This window comes from Heyndrickxia sporothermodurans (assembly GCF_003055045.1).
GTDB classification, from domain to species: domain Bacteria; phylum Bacillota; class Bacilli; order Bacillales; family Bacillaceae_C; genus Heyndrickxia; species Heyndrickxia sporothermodurans.
On record NZ_NAZB01000019.1, the window covers coordinates 151963 to 167555 of the forward strand.

The 15593-nt window shown below is 33.3% G+C and carries 17 protein-coding genes; 14 read left to right on the forward strand and 3 right to left on the reverse strand.

Going from position 1 to position 15593, the window contains the following annotated elements:
- Positions 1–46 precede the first annotated feature (46 nt).
- A complete protein-coding gene (locus B5V89_RS08405) occupies positions 47–1699 on the reverse strand; it encodes a glutamine--tRNA ligase/YqeY domain fusion protein (protein WP_108071442.1) in 1653 nt (550 codons plus the stop codon).
- A 164-nt stretch (positions 1700–1863) separates the two neighbouring features.
- On the opposite strand from B5V89_RS08405, the gene B5V89_RS20065 reads away from it, so the two are divergent.
- From B5V89_RS20065 to B5V89_RS08450, 10 genes are all read left to right on the forward strand, one after another.
- The gene (locus B5V89_RS20065; RefSeq protein ID WP_181294635.1) at positions 1864–2025 is read left to right on the forward strand and encodes an HD domain-containing protein; all 162 of its coding nucleotides are present in this window, start codon (positions 1864–1866) and stop codon (positions 2023–2025) included.
- Positions 2022–3914: an ABC-F family ATP-binding cassette domain-containing protein gene (locus B5V89_RS08410; RefSeq protein ID WP_108071444.1), complete on the forward strand. Its 1893-nt coding sequence runs from the start codon at positions 2022–2024 to the stop codon at positions 3912–3914. The genes B5V89_RS20065 and B5V89_RS08410 overlap by 4 nt, the downstream gene beginning before the upstream one ends.
- Positions 3915–4004: 90 nt before the next feature.
- Positions 4005–5135: a conserved virulence factor C family protein gene (locus B5V89_RS08415; RefSeq protein WP_108071446.1), complete on the forward strand. Its 1131-nt coding sequence runs from the start codon at positions 4005–4007 to the stop codon at positions 5133–5135.
- A 24-nt stretch (positions 5136–5159) separates the two neighbouring features.
- Positions 5160–5594: a BrxA/BrxB family bacilliredoxin gene (locus B5V89_RS08420; RefSeq protein ID WP_108071448.1), complete on the forward strand. Its 435-nt coding sequence runs from the start codon at positions 5160–5162 to the stop codon at positions 5592–5594.
- A 475-nt stretch (positions 5595–6069) separates the two neighbouring features.
- Positions 6070–6669, forward strand: coding sequence for a YpjP family protein (locus B5V89_RS08425; protein WP_108071450.1), 600 nt, complete (start codon positions 6070–6072; stop codon positions 6667–6669).
- Between the two features lie 108 nt (positions 6670–6777).
- On the forward strand, positions 6778–7572 hold the full coding sequence (locus B5V89_RS08430) for a thymidylate synthase (RefSeq protein WP_108071452.1): 795 nt from the start codon (positions 6778–6780) through the stop codon (positions 7570–7572).
- Positions 7569–8054 carry a dihydrofolate reductase gene (locus B5V89_RS08435; protein WP_108071454.1) on the forward strand — a complete coding sequence of 162 codons (486 nt, stop codon included), beginning with the start codon at positions 7569–7571 and terminating at the stop codon, positions 8052–8054. The genes B5V89_RS08430 and B5V89_RS08435 overlap by 4 nt, the downstream gene beginning before the upstream one ends.
- 110 nt (positions 8055–8164) lie before the next feature.
- On the forward strand, positions 8165–9133 hold the full coding sequence (locus B5V89_RS08440; RefSeq protein WP_108071456.1) for a nucleoside hydrolase: 969 nt from the start codon (positions 8165–8167) through the stop codon (positions 9131–9133).
- Between the two features lie 83 nt (positions 9134–9216).
- Positions 9217–9990, forward strand: a complete 774-nt coding sequence (locus B5V89_RS08445; protein ID WP_108071458.1) for an SGNH/GDSL hydrolase family protein — start codon at positions 9217–9219, stop codon at positions 9988–9990.
- Between the two features lie 23 nt (positions 9991–10013).
- Positions 10014–10589, forward strand: a complete 576-nt coding sequence (locus B5V89_RS08450) for a YpmS family protein (protein ID WP_108071460.1) — start codon at positions 10014–10016, stop codon at positions 10587–10589.
- 61 nt (positions 10590–10650) lie between these two features.
- On the opposite strand, the gene B5V89_RS08455 is transcribed toward B5V89_RS08450, so the two are convergent.
- Positions 10651–11364 carry a DUF4397 domain-containing protein gene (locus B5V89_RS08455; protein WP_108071462.1) on the reverse strand — a complete coding sequence of 238 codons (714 nt, stop codon included), beginning with the start codon at positions 11362–11364 and terminating at the stop codon, positions 10651–10653.
- Between the two features lie 108 nt (positions 11365–11472).
- On the opposite strand from B5V89_RS08455, the gene msrA reads away from it, so the two are divergent.
- Positions 11473–12009, forward strand: a complete 537-nt coding sequence (msrA, locus tag B5V89_RS08460; protein WP_066229863.1) for a peptide-methionine (S)-S-oxide reductase MsrA — start codon at positions 11473–11475, stop codon at positions 12007–12009.
- Entirely contained in the window at positions 11999–12442 is a 444-nt protein-coding gene (gene msrB, locus B5V89_RS08465; protein WP_066229862.1) for a peptide-methionine (R)-S-oxide reductase MsrB, read from the forward strand. Before msrA ends, msrB begins: the two co-directional genes overlap by 11 nt.
- A 41-nt stretch (positions 12443–12483) precedes the next feature.
- Here msrB and B5V89_RS08470 read toward each other — a convergent pair whose 3' ends face one another.
- Complete coding sequence (locus B5V89_RS08470) at positions 12484–14307, reverse strand: methyl-accepting chemotaxis protein (RefSeq protein ID WP_108071464.1); 1824 nt, start codon at positions 14305–14307, stop codon at positions 12484–12486.
- A 222-nt stretch (positions 14308–14529) separates the two neighbouring features.
- On the opposite strand from B5V89_RS08470, the gene B5V89_RS08475 reads away from it, so the two are divergent.
- Together B5V89_RS08475 and B5V89_RS08480 are read left to right on the forward strand one after the other, a co-directional pair.
- Entirely contained in the window at positions 14530–14760 is a 231-nt protein-coding gene (locus B5V89_RS08475) for a YozE family protein (RefSeq protein ID WP_107921455.1), read from the forward strand.
- Positions 14761–14889: 129 nt separating this feature from the next.
- Positions 14890–15561: a hypothetical protein gene (locus B5V89_RS08480; protein ID WP_107958467.1), complete on the forward strand. Its 672-nt coding sequence runs from the start codon at positions 14890–14892 to the stop codon at positions 15559–15561.
- Positions 15562–15593 lie beyond the last annotated feature (32 nt).

Consider the following 15593-nt stretch of genomic DNA (forward strand, 5'->3'; position numbering starts at 1 on the left):
CGATAAAAAAACTCGTATTACCATGTAATACGAGTTTTTTGTATCCTTATAATTTAAATGAACTTTTCAATGATACAACACGGTTGAATACGAGTGAACCCTTAGTTGAATGCTTCGGATCGACATTGAAATAGCCATGTCTAAAAAATTGAAACTTGTCATTCGCTTTAGCACTTTCCATATTAGGTTCAACAAAGCCTTTTGCAATTTCAAGGGAATTTGGATTGATATGGTCCAAAAATGTTCCATCCTCATCTTCTTCATCATCTAAAATTAATGAATCATAAAGTCGAAATTCAGCCGGTATCGCTTTAGTTGCTTCAACCCAATGAATTGTCCCTTTCACTTTTCTTCCAGTGAATCCCGTTCCACTTTTCGTTTCCGGATCATACGTGCAATGTAATTCAATAACCTCTCCGTTTTCGTCCTTAATAACATCTTCACATTTAATAAAATATGCATGTTTCAAGCGTACTTCATTGCCAGGGAAGAGACGAAAGTATTTTTTAGGCGGATTTTCCATGAAATCCTCTTGTTCGATATATATTTCACGCGAAAACGGAATTTGTCTTTTGCCCATTTCCGGTACTTCCGGATTTATTTCAGCATCAAGCATTTCAACTTGTCCTTCAGGATAGTTTGTAATTACTACCTTCAATGGTTTTAAGACGGCCATCGTTCTAGGTGCTTTAAGTTTTAAATCCTCTCGAATAAAATGTTCAAGCATTTGGACATCAACGGCACCGCTACTTTTGGAGATGGCAAGTTCTTCACAAAAAGCACGAATTGCTTCAGGTGTAAAACCTCTCCGTCTGAGGCCGGATATCGTTGGTAGGCGCGGGTCATCCCACCCATCCACAATATTTTCTTCAACTAATTGTTTTAGTTTTCTTTTACTCATTACAGTATTTGTTAAATTTAATCGGCCAAACTCAATTTGTCTTGGTGTTGATTCCATCTCACATTTTTCTACAACCCAGTTATAAAGGGGGCGTTGATCCTCAAACTCAACCGTACATAATGAATGAGTGATCCCTTCGATTGCATCTTCAATAGGATGTGCAAAAGCATACATCGGATAAATACACCATTTATCACCTGTATTATGATGTGTCGTATGCGAAATACGATAAAGAACAGGATCCCTTAAATTAATATTCGGTGAGGACATATCAATCTTTGCTCGTAGTACCTTTTCACCGTTAGCGAATTCGCCATTTTTCATTCTCGTAAATAGATCAAGATTTTCTTCAATACTACGATTTCTGGAAGGACTTTCTTTGCCTGGCTCTGTTAACGTACCGCGGTACTCTCTAATTTCGTCTGCGGACAGATCTTCAACATAGGCAAGTCCTTTTTTGATTAATAAAACTGCTTTTTCATACATTACATCAAAGTAATTAGAGGCGAAAAACAAATTTTCCCATTCGTAACCTAACCATTTTACATCTTCTTTAATTGATTCAACGAACTCGATATCTTCTTTTAATGGATTGGTATCATCAAAACGTAAATTTGTCTTTCCATTAAATTCATCTGCCAATGAAAAGTTGATAAAAATTGATTTGGCATGTCCAATGTGTAAATACCCATTTGGTTCTGGCGGGAAGCGAGTTATAATTGTATCGTGTTTTCCGCTATGTAAATCTTCAACCATTATGTCTCGAATAAAATTGGATGGCGTTGCTTTTTCTTCCATTAATAGATCACCCTTCTTACATCTTCATTTTGGATATTCTAATATTATAACAAACTAATGAAAACAGTAAACATTTCTCTTGATATTATAGGCTGAACCAACACATTTTTATAAATAACAAAGAAAACATGGTAAAATATAAAAGTGAGATAAAGGGAGGTACTATGACTGAAAAATCTACATCTATCCATCATTTTTATGAAAAGCTTTTAGTATTAACAGAGCACATGCATACTGACACAGCGAAAAGAATGGCAGAGGAACGTCATCGATGGTTAGAAATGTACTTAGAACAATTTTTTAAAGAATGGAATGGTGACCAGTGAGATCATTAACAGTTGAACATTTATCAAAAGCATATGGAGAAAAGCAACTGTTTCACAACATATCACTTCAAATAAATGAAAAGGATCGGATTGGTCTTATCGGTGTTAATGGGACTGGGAAATCGAGTCTTCTAAAAATTATAGCTACTATTGACGATCCTGATTCCGGTGAAATCATTCATCCTAACGATTATGAAATTACATATTTAGCGCAAAATCCCGAATTAAATCCCGAACTAACAGTGTTGGAACAAGTGTATGCGGGTGATTCTGTGATAATGAAATTATTACGTACATACGAATTAGCTCTGCTCAGATTAGAAAAGGAACCGTTAAATGAAAAATATCAGGAAGAACTTTTTAAATTGCAAGCAGAAATGGATGCGTTAAATGCATGGGATGCAAGTGCAAATGCAAAAACCATTCTTTCAAAACTAGGGATTATTCAAATTAATAAACGAATTGGAGAACTATCAGGCGGACAGAAAAAAAGAGTTGCGCTTGCACAAGTGTTAATTGACACGCCGGATTTATTAATATTAGATGAACCGACAAACCATCTAGATTATGAAACAGTCAAATGGTTAGAGATTTATTTATCAAAGTATCCGGGAGCTGTATTATTGGTTACACATGATCGCTACTTCTTAGATCATGTAACTAATCGAATCTTCGAAATTGATAATGGAAATGTGTATTCCTATACTGGAAATTACCAATCTTTTATAGAAGCAAAATCGATCCGTGAAGAAGAAGCTGTACAAACAGAGACAAAGCGTAAAAACCTGTATCGCAGAGAATTAGCTTGGATGAGACGTGGTGCGAAAGCAAGATCGACAAAGCAAAAAGCAAGAATTCAAAGATTCGAACATTTAGAATCAACTATTGGCCAAATACCATCGAAAGAAAACATTGATATTGGCTTACAAAGCAGTCGATTAGGAAAACAAGTATTTGAATTTCAACATGCTTATAAGTCTTATTCGGATCGAACGATTCTTAAAGACTTCAATTGGTTAGTAAAGCCTGGTGATCGAATTGGTATTATCGGAAAAAATGGCAGCGGAAAATCCACTCTTATGAACTTAATTGCTGGAAAAATCAAATTGGATGAAGGGAATCTTTCACTTGGAGCAACTGTTAAAATTGCCTACTATCAACAAGAAAATGAGGAAATAGATGATTCAAAGCGAATGATCGAATACATCCGTGAACAAGGGGAAATAGTGACGACGTCTGATGGTGAATCGATATCTGCCACACAAATGCTTGAACGATTTTTATTTCCACTAAATACTCATGGAACACCAATTAGAAAACTCTCCGGAGGAGAAAAAAGAAGACTATATTTATTAAAGCTTCTTATGGGAAAACCAAATGTTTTGTTAATGGATGAACCAACGAATGATTTGGACACTCAAACACTAACTGTATTAGAAGATTATCTTGAAGAATTTCCGGGTGTCGTAATCTCCGTATCGCATGATCGCTATTTCTTGGATAAAACGGCTGAGCAATTACTCATCTTTAATGGAGAAGGGTCAATCGATCGTTATTATGGAACATACAGTGAATATTTGGAACAAAACACGAAAATTGAGAAGAAAACTTTAGTTAAAGAGAAAAATTACACGCCAGAATCTGTAAAGAAACCATTAATAAAGAAAAAATTATCATATAATGAACAAAAAGAATGGGAAGAAATTGATCATGAAATAGAAAAGACGGAAAACGACATTGAATCCATTCAAAATGAACTTAATCTAGTTGGCAGCGATTTTGAAAAGGCACAACAATTAACGGAACAGTTAGATCAACTAAATGAAAGATTAGAATATCTTATTGAACGTTGGAGTTATTTATCTGAACTTGTCGATTCGTTTTCTTAAAAGCAATAAAATGCAAGCATAATAAATTCAAAAACAAGTAGCGTATGTTAAAATAAAGTAATGATTTTAAGTGAAAGGTGGTATGTAGCCGTGAAAATTATTTCAATAGAACCTACCCCAAGTCCGAATACGATGAAAGTAATTTTAGACGTAGAACTACCTGCCGGAAAGAGTAATAATTATAAAAAAGAGCAAATGAATACCGCTCCCCAATTTATTAAAGAGTTACTAGAAATTGAAGGGGTAAAAGGAATCTACCATGTAGCGGATTTTATAGCTGTGGAACGAAATGGTAAATATGATTGGCAACAAATTTTGCCAAAGGTGAAAGAAATATTTGGTGATGAGGAAACAGACCAAACAGAAACGTCTCAAATTGATGAGCACTTTGGAGAAGTGAATGTTTCCGTCCAAATGTTTAAAGATATTCCTTTACAGGTGAAATTATCTGACGGTGAACAAGAAAAACGTTTCGCATTACCAGAAATATTTGTTAACGCTATGAACAAAGCACAGCTAGAAGGAGATAATTATGTGCTTTTACGAAAATGGAAAGATTTTGGGGTTCGCTATGGAGATCTAGAACAAATTGGTCAAGAAGTAGTAGAAGAATTAAAAGCAGCCTATCCTGAGTCACGTTTGAATGATTTAGTGGAAGCAGCAATAAATCCAAAGTTGACAAAGGAATTGCAATTAAAGAAATTAATTAAAGTAACCCCAGAAATGTTAAATGACTCAGATTGGAGAAAAAGATACCAGTTGCTTGAACAAATGGAAGAACCGACAGTAGATGAACTTCCAGTATTAGAAAAGGCATTACAAGATGAGAATGCATCGATTCGAAGATTAGCAGTTGTCTATCTTGGAATGATAAAAGATAAACGAGTACTTCCATATTTATTTAAAGGTTTAAAAGACAAAGTTGTAACAGTGAGACGGACGGCAGGGGACGCTCTTTCAGACCTTGGTTTTAAAGAAGCAATTGAACCGATGATGGAGGCATTAACAGACAAGAGTAAAATTGTTCGTTGGAGAGCGGCAATGTTTCTATATGAAGAAGGTGATGAAAGAGCTGTTCCTGCACTTAAAAATGCTGAAAATGATGATGAATTTGAAGTTCAGTTACAAGTAAAAATGGCGTTAGAGCGAATTGTTGGTGGCGAAGAGGCAAAAGGTTCTGTTTGGAAGCAGATGCTGGAAGCTCGTAAAAAAATTAACTAATCAAGCGAACAGGAGGATGTAACTATGTCGATGGCATATGAAGAATACATGAGAGAATTAGTAAAACCGATGCGAGAAGAATTGAAAAGTGCTAATTTCACAGAGTTGTTAACAGAGGCCGATGTGGAAAGTTTTATGGAAACAGCAAAAGGCACAACACTAGTTGTTGTAAATTCTGTTTGCGGTTGTGCAGCAGGATTGGCAAGACCAGCGGCTATCCAAGCAGTACAAACAAATGAAAAAAAACCTGATCAATTAGTCACAGTGTTTGCCGGTCAAGATAAGGAAGCAACTGCAAAAATGCGTGAGTATTTTAAAGGATATGAGCCTTCATCCCCTTCTATGGCCCTTCTTAGAGGGAAAGAAGTTATTCATTTTATTCCAAGGGATGATATAGAAGATTATGATGTGGAAGAAATTGTAGCCAATTTAACCAATGCATTTAATAAATATTTATAATTAACATGGTGACTATGGCACCCTTTATTGAAAATTGAAAAATAGAAAGGCCGACAAACACTTTCATTTTTAAAGCTTTGTCGGCCTTTCATACATTTTAATTAATCAGTAATCGTTAAATAAACAAAGTACGCCAATAAAATAAAGATACCAATATAAGTTAATGTTGCTTCCACAAAATCACTCCTCAAAATTAATATTCAACATTTCCTTAATAGATATGTATAAGGAATAAAGTTAGCATATACGTATTATTATAAAAATACTCCTTTTACATAAATGAAAAATACGATACAATAATAATATAAAGCGAATGAATATTAAGAAAATGTATAAATATCATATACTACTATATAACTTTTTTGTGAATATTGAAACCTTTTTGTTTGCTGTTCGTCAATATAAGTATAAAATAATTGAACACTAGAGTTCATATTTAATAGGCAGGCTTTTACATCGGAAAGGATTTTGGCACATGAAACAGTGGCTTAGAAAATCAGTTGTCGTACTCGTCTCCATATTAACATTTGGATTAGTAACACCTACACATGCATTTTGGAATGAAAACCAGGAAGTAGATAAAGCTAAACAAGAATCAGCAAATTCTAGCTTTCAGCAAACTTCTACAAATGAGAATGTTTTTATAACGAATAAGGACAATGTAGATAGGCAACAAATAATTGATCAGTTGATGATGGAAGCAGAAAAGCAATCATATGAAAAATTTGGTAGCAAAATCACACCGGTTATTGAGGATGAATTTCGGGAAATTATTCTTCCAAAAATACAAGAAGCTATTGAAATGACCATTGCTCAATATCCGAAAGAAGAGTTGTCATCATTAGCCATCACAGAAACACCAAGTGCAGGGGTTAGTGAAAAAATCTTTCATATTTATAATGTGAAAACAAGGGAAGACATTATTCGTTTCCATGTAAGAAGAGATCACCCGCCAATGGATGGATACTATTTTAATTTTCATTATCATACACGTTTTGATGAATACCAAACACATCACGATTTGGGAGAAATCTATTGGGATAAAAATACTCCCCCAAAATGGATGTCTATGTAATAGATAATAGATTCATTAAAAGTCGGCGATTCAGCCGATTTTTTTTATGCTACTCGTAACCTATGATATAATTTAATAAAAAAATTAGTTTTCGAGGAAGTGCAACCGATGAGACAATATTTAAATCTTTGTAAGCATGTACTAGAACATGGTGTAAAAAAAGAAGACCGTACCGGTACGGGAACCTACAGTATATTTGGCTATCAAATGCGTTTTGACTTGCAAAAGGGTTTCCCGCTTCTAACAACAAAGAAGCTTCATATGAAGTCGATTATTTATGAGTTGCTTTGGATGTTAAATGGGGACACGAATGTTCGTTATCTCCAGGATAATGGTGTGAGAATTTGGAATGAATGGGCAGATGATAATGGGGATTTAGGTCCTGTATATGGACATCAATGGCGTTCTTGGACGGCTCAAAATGGGGAGACGATTGATCAAATTTCTAACGTTATTCATCAAATTAAAACTAATCCCGATTCTCGAAGGCTAATTGTTAATGCATGGAATGTTGCTGAAATAGAGGATATGGCACTTCCACCTTGTCATTGCTTTTTTCAATTTTATGTTGCTGATGGAAAGCTTTCATGTCAATTATATCAACGTTCTGCAGATATATTTCTCGGTGTGCCTTTTAATATCGCTTCATATGCTTTATTAACAATGATGATTGCACAAGTTTGTGATCTTGAACCAGGAGAATTTGTTCATACACTGGGTGACGCGCATATATATACAAACCATATTGAACAAGTGAAACTACAATTAACACGAGAACCGAAAGATTTACCAAAAATGTTGATTAATCCCGAAGTTAAAGATATATTTAATTTTAAATTTACCGATTTCGAAATTCATGATTATAATCCACATCCACATATTAAAGGAGTAGTAAGTGTATGATCTCTTTTCTCTGGGCACAAGATGAAAAAGGTGTAATAGGTCGAAACAACCAACTTCCATGGTATATTCCCGAAGATCTAAAATATTTTAAAAAAACAACTATGGGCCATCCAATCGTAATGGGAAGAAAAACGTTTGAATCAATCGGTAAACCTTTACCAGGAAGACAAAATATTATCATAACACGAGATGAAAATTTTCATGCAAAAGATTGTCTTGTATTCCAATCAAAGCATCAATTATTAAACTGGGCTGATCAACAAGATAAAGAAGTTTTCATTACAGGTGGTGCCGAAATCTTTGGTTTACTTATGGATAAAGTTGATCGACTGTATGTAACGAAAATATTTGCAAATATTGAAGGAGATACGTATTTTCCAATTATCGATTGGTCGGAATGGGAATTAATATCTAGTGAAAAAGGCCCTAAAAATGAAGAAAATCCTTATGACTACGAATTTCAAGTCTACGAAAGAAAATAAACAGTTATACTTTTTGTGAAGAAATGTTAGCTCCCATTATGGAGCTTTTTTTTATAGACAAACTTTAAAATGTTCTCTTCTTACATAAATGTAAGTAAGGAGATGATGAAATGGCTAAAAGGAAGAAAATCCTCTTTTTTAGTGATTTTGGTGTAGATGATATGGTTGCGGGGTTGTTTAGCTATTATAGTAAAGAATTAGAGTTTGTCGGTGTTGTTGCGGATTATGGCAATATTTCTAAAGAGGATGCCTTGCGAAACGTTGAGTTTTTTAAAAATTTAACAGGGATTTACGATATCCCAGTTTTCGGAGGGGCAGAAATTCCTCTAACTGGCGATTTGCCGACATATTATCCCGAAATTCATGGTCCGTCCGGATTAGGCCCTATTATTCCTGAATTTTATACGGATGGTACATTAGAAAATTTTAATAATATTAATGATTTAATTAAAAAATATGAAAATGAAATTATTATTTTTAGTGCTGGAAGATTAACTTCTTTAGCTACTATGTTTATTTTGTATCCCGAGATGATGAAAAAAGTAAAGGATATCTATTTAATGGGAGGGGCATTTCTTACTGCAGGGAATGTAACTCCTGTTGCCGAGGCGAATTTCTTCAGTGATCCTTACGCTGCAAATCTTGTCATGCAATTGTCACCCAAAAAAATTCATATCGTTCCATTAGATGTTTCAAAACATGCAGTCTTAACACCAGATTTCGTTAATAAACTAAACGAGCATTATTTAAAAACAAATGATAAAGTAGGTCAAATTATTAAACCGATGATTGATTATTACTATAAATTCTACAAAAAAATGAATCCAAATTTAATAGGGAGTCCCATTCATGATTTACTTGCTATGTGGGCAGTTAGCGATCAAAGTAATATGGAATATATTGAAGTGCCCGTCAAAATTTCAGTTGAAAAAGGAGAATCGTTTGGACAGAGTATGGGGGATTTCCGGGAAACGATTATGAAGGCCCCGTGGCCCGTCCACCGTCTTGCATATCAATTTGATTATTCATTATTTATTAATCAAATATATACGACACTTACTAGTAAAAAAGTAAGATGATCGTTTTATTGGAAGTAAAAAAATGTTTGCCCCTTAATATTACGTGTTATAATAAAAAGAATGTAAAAGCGGGGTGACAAAAAATGAAAAAAATCCTCACTTTACTTTTGGGAATTTTGCTTTTCTGCAGCGGATGTACGTTCGGAATAAAAGAACATACAATGAAAGAATTGAATGTTACGAATAAACCTGTTCCTAAGGATTTAGCGATCGTATCTGTCGGTGATTCACTAACACAAGGTATTGGAGACAGTACAAATAAAGGTGGATATATTCCTTATTTAGCAAAAGATCTTGAAACGATGCGTATGATAAAGAAAGTAAATTTTCAAAATTTCGGAGTTAGAGGAAATAGAACAGATCAATTATTAAAAAGACTTCAGCAAAAAGAGCTAGGTGCATCGATTTCTAAAGCAGATTTAGTCATTATTACAATCGGTGGCAATGATATTATGAAAGTATTTAAAGATAATTTCTCTAAATTAGAAATGTCAAAATTTAATCAAGCTCTAATCGGTTACAAACAAAGGTTAAACAATATAATCAAAACTATACGAAAGAAAAATCCGCATGCTGGAATCGTTTTAATAGGGTTATACAATCCATTTATTAAGTGGTTTTCCGACATAAAAGAAGTGGATGAAATTATTTATGAATGGAATAATACAAGTAAACAATTAATAAATAACTATAAAAAAACAATGTTTGTACCTGTTGCTGATATATTTGCTAATCAAGAAGAAAATTTGCTTTACTCAGATAATTTTCACCCGAACGATCACGGATATGAACTCATTGCAAAAAGAATTTATAGCTTTTTAAATAATGAGAGGAAACTTAAAAATTTAATTGAGTAAAGTGCAATGGGAGAAGGGCGGCAATGAAAAATCAACATTGGAAAATTGCATTTTTTAGTCTATTAGCTATAAACATTATAATTGTATTTACTATATGTTACTTTATATTTATACCAGGCACTTCGACCATTCATAAACAACCTTCGAACGGTGGTAAAGTAAATTTTAAAATAAACACCGATAAAAATAATTTAACAAAATTAATTAATCATTATATTCAAAAAGAAGGTTTAAATGGTCCAATTGACTATAGTGTTCAATTGAGCGACGAAGTGGAATTATATGGTATAATTAAAGTTTTCTCACAAGATGTCCAATTAAAAATGACTTTTGAACCAGAAGCACAAAAAAACGGGGATTTACTGTTAAAACAGAAATCGATTTTAATTGGAAATCTGAATCTCCCTGTAGAATTTGTATTAAAATTTATTCAAAAATCATATAAATTTCCTGATTGGGTAACGATTCAACCGAATAAAAAAACAATCTATGTTGCTTTGCAAAGCATGAAAATAAATAATGAAATGATCGTTCATGCAGATCGTTTTGATCTAAAAAATGATGATATTTCCTTCACTTTACAAATTCCAACAGAATAACAAGATTGAGGATACCTAATGAGGTATCCTTTTATAATATTGCAACGTTTTTAAAAAAACTTTAACTAAATAACAATAGTGAGCCATCAATTAATACGAGACTATAGGCTAAATTCGGTTTAAGAGTGATGTTTGGATAGGTTTTTATTATTTCTTTTGTTATTGAATCCATTATTTCGATCGTACCTGTCATAGGGGTTAATGATATATAGTCAGTTGCTTGCATATATGCGACATTCGTAAAAAGTGTCTTGTCATTTTTAATTTTTACATCGACATGTTGATGAGGTCTTCGGAGATTAATAAAGCGAACAGATGTAATCGGGGATTCGATGGCTTTCTTATCGAAATATTGTATGAGTTGATATTTATTATTTGAACCGACAATTGTTAAGGTATAGTAAGTATTTGGTTTAAAATCCACTGTTTTATTAATAAGAGTGGATAACTGTGTACCTGCTGGATAAATGTCAATATGATATTTTCCTGTTGGCAATGTAATATATTGACTAATTTTTTTGAAATCGATATCCTTTAAAACTCTTTTTCCGTTTAAGTAAATATCAATTTTGCCAATATGGTCCGTTGCACAAAGAAAACGAACATACGAAGGTTGTTTATATATTTTTTCTCTTTTCATTTTATTAGCTAAGTTTAAATAATGTACATGCTTTTGATAGCATTGTAGATGTTTTTCCGGATCTATATGTTTATAAAAATTAGTTAATAACTCGTATTTTGCAGCCTTTTGGAAATACCTCCAAATATCTGTCATTATTTTCGCTCCCTTTTTCTATAAACTTCATCATTATATGCGTCCAACTAGTGCTTTGTGAGATAATGTATTAAAATACTTTAATAAAGCCAATAGGGAAGTGAAAAAATGAAAGTAGAAAAGGCAACATTTGCAGGTGGCTGTTTTTGGTGTATGGTTAAACCTTTTGATGAGCAACCCGGGATTGAAAAGGTAATTTCCGGTTATATAGGTGGGACTAAAGAAAATCCGACGTATGAAGAGGTCTGTTCCGGTACAACTGGACATACAGAAGCAGTTCAAATTACTTTTAACCCCGAAGTTTTTCCGTATGAGCGATTATTAGATGTTTATTGGCAACAAATCGATCCGACGGATGCTAACGGTCAATTTTTTGATCGAGGGGTATCATATAAACCGGCCATTTATTATCATGATGAAAATCAGCGGCAAACAGCATTAAAATCGAAAAAACAGTTACAAGAGAGTGGACGTTTTCAAAAACCTATTGTTGTCGAAATAATCCCGGCTACGACCTTTTATCCAGCAGAAGATTATCATCAACATTATTACAAAAAAAATGCTCTGCACTATAATGCCTATAATGAAGGATCAGGTAGGGCTTCGTTTATTAGAAAACATTGGAGTGATATATATGAAAAATAATGAATTGAAAATAAAATTAAATCCTTTGCAATATGAAGTAACTCAAAACAACGCTACAGAACCTCCATACCATAATGAATATTGGAATCAATTTGCTGATGGGATATATGTTGATATCGTATCTGGAAAACCATTGTTTAGTTCAAAGGATAAATTTGATGCAGGTTGTGGCTGGCCAAGCTTTACTAAACCAATCGAGGAGCAAGAAATAATAGAAAATACAGATACAAGTCATGGAATGGTGCGAACAGAGGTACGTAGTAAAACAGCAAATTCCCATTTAGGCCATGTGTTTAATGATGGTCCAGGTCCTACGAAGCTTCGATATTGCATCAATTCGGCATCTTTGAGATTTATTCCTAAGTTTAAAATGGAAGAAGAAGGGTATGGTCATTTATTATCTCTATTTAACGAAAGTGAAAATGAAAGATAATTTACTTAAAAATAATAAAAGGGTGGATAAAATCCACCTTTTTATATTTTAAAGTTTGATATAAGTTCTCGTAAGTTTTCAGCTTGTTTTGATAGTTCAGATGCTGAGGCTGTAACTTCTTCCATTGCAGCGGATCCTTCTTCTGAAGCTGCGGCCGTCGTTTCTGTATGTCCAGCAGTAATCTCCGCAATTTCACTTACTGAAGTAAAAGAGGATGTTACTTCATTACTTAGCAATAGAGTTTGTTCAATTTGTGAAACCATTTCTGCGATAACATTACTTGTATCGTTAGATTGTTGAACTATTTTTTGCAGAGATTTATTCGTATCATTGGATATTTCAACCCCGGATAATATTGCTTGAACACCTTGTTTGTTTTGCTCAATAATTTTTTGAACCTCGTCTTGAATGGAATGAATAATTTTTGTTACTTCCTTCGCCGCAGTTTGGGATTGTTCTGCTAGTTTTCTAACCTCATCGGCAACAACAGCAAAGCCTCTACCATGTTCACCGGCACGGGCAGCTTCAATCGCTGCATTTAATGCTAATAAATTTGTTTGTTCTGAAATACCGGTGATTGTATTGATGATTTTTGTAATATCTTCTGATTTTTTTCCTAATGCATTAACAGTAGTGCTAGTATTTGCCATCGTTTTTTCAATACCCATAATTTCGTTGGACGCATCCAAAACGGACAAGCTTCCTTCCTCAGCAGCACGTTGCATATTTAACGCAGACGCCTTTACTTTATCTGCATGAATATTTAATGTTTTTACAACATTTTCCAAAGACTTCATTTTTTCTAACGATTCTTCCATTTGGGAGGAAGTTTGCTCACTACCTGCAGCAATTTCACTCGAAGTCTCGGCTATTGACATAATTGTTTTTGATGTTTCTTCCGCTGAAGCTAATAGTTCTTCACTACTTGCAGAAACATTCTCCGACATCATTGATACCTTCTTGACTAAGTTTGCTATTCCTTCGATTAAAATATTTGTATCGCGAGCAAGACCTGAAAGTTCATCATTCGCTTTTACTTCAATCCGCTTCGTTAAATCTCCACCCGCATTTGCAATATCAAGTATGGAAGTACTGATTTTCCTAACACTAGTTTTGATATTTTTGGATAAAATGATTGCAAGCAGGATTGATAAGATTAGTGCAAATAATGAAAATCCAATTGTTACTGATTTAGCGATAGTAGCTTGAACATGTAAATTTTTGATTCTTTCATTCGTTGAAGCAGTTTCCGAATCTATAAATAACTGAATATTATTCGTCATTTGTTTTATATAATCTTGACCTCTTGCGGATTGGACTTCCTTACCAGCTTCAGCAATGGACCAAAAATCTCTAATTTCCACTACCTTTTTAATCCATCCTACCCAAAAATGATAAGCATTTTCAATACCGTCCAATTTTTTTAATTGTGAATTGTTACCTTTGAGCAACGACTTCAAATCCTTCACCGTTTGATCGACATGATCCGTTTCTTTTTCTAACGATTTTAGGAAGGATTTGTCTGCAGTTAAAACATAACTTAGTTCTGCTTTTTCAATCATGAGTGAAGAATTTTTAATATTATTCACTTTCTCATGAACGACTAAATCTTGCTTTACAACTCTATTAATTTCTGACTCTAGTTTTGTCATATTAACATAGGATGTTATTGTTAATCCGATTAACAAAACGGTAAGTATACCAAAAGAAATAATAACTTTTCCCCTAATCGTTTGAAAATAATTAAAAACCTTACCCTTTCTCTTTAGATTATTTGAATTTCGAAAAAGGTCCGTTTTCTTAGCTTTTTCTTTTTTTGATTTAGCTGTTTTTCCTTTCTCGGTAGTATTCTTTCCTTTTATCAAACCTTTTCCCCCTTATATGTACAGAATTATGTAATTATTACTAATTATTATTCTAACCGTACTTCGCTGAATTATCTACAAATAATTAAAAATTTTGTCGAAAAAATAGAAGTTTTATACGATAAAAGTAATAGAACCTTTATCACGTATTCCATTAAAATCGGAGTTGAAATATAATTAATAGAGAAAGGTATAGATAAACCATTAGAAAGGCGTGATTAAATGAATAAATCCTTTTACCATTACTTAATGAAATTTCGCGACCCAAAGCCTAAAGATAGTATTTCTGAATTTGCTAATCACGCGTACAAAGACCATTCTTTTCCAAAAGGACTATCGACTTACAATGAACTAAGTACCTATTTAGAACTTAATGGAGATTATCTAACATCAATGACAGTCTTCGACCAAGTTTGGGAATTATATATAGAAGAGAAAAACTATAATAGTTGATAAAATAATCAAAACTATTTTGATGACAAACAAACGGTTCAAAACAGCATTTTAATCAAAACCCTTCACCTTGAAATTGCATATACTAACTAATAATACTTAGGTTGTGTTTCAAGGAGACGGGAGGAAATGAAAAATCACAAAAATCCAAAGTATGAAATAGGTGATATTGTAGTAATAACGAAGTATGGATCGGTAGGGAAAATTACAAATATTAAACTTATTGATGGACAATATTTATACGAAGTAAATGATAGCGGTGGATTATTTAAAGAAAATGGAATTATGTTACTTACTGATTATAAAGGTGAATTGTTTGATAAAGAACAAATCGATATCGAGTATAAATTCTTTTTTGGCGATTTAGTTCAAGTAAAGGGTTATAAAGACGAATTATTTAAAGTGGTTGGTTTTCGGACTGAAATTTGGCGTTATCAAGAGGATGCCTGGGAAGATATAATTTATGAGCTTACAAGGATACATGATGGGGAATGGCTTGAGGCTGATGAAGCAGAACTCATACTAATTGCAGATTCCGAGCATGCAGACGCGTTTTTAAGGAAATTTGGCTTTGTCTATCCAGCAATAAAAACAAACAAACCATTATTAATCCCTCCACCAAATGAACAATTAGGTCATAAAATTGATTGCCTACTAGATAAATACAATGATTACAAAACATTATACTTAATGTTTCACGATGAAAATTATGTTTCGACCCTTCGAACAATTGAAAGGCAACTGTTAAATCTATCGTATTTTTTGAATGGCAATTTAGAAAAAGACAATGTAGATCCCTAACATGATAAAAGAAATAATGAAGGCTGTAAATA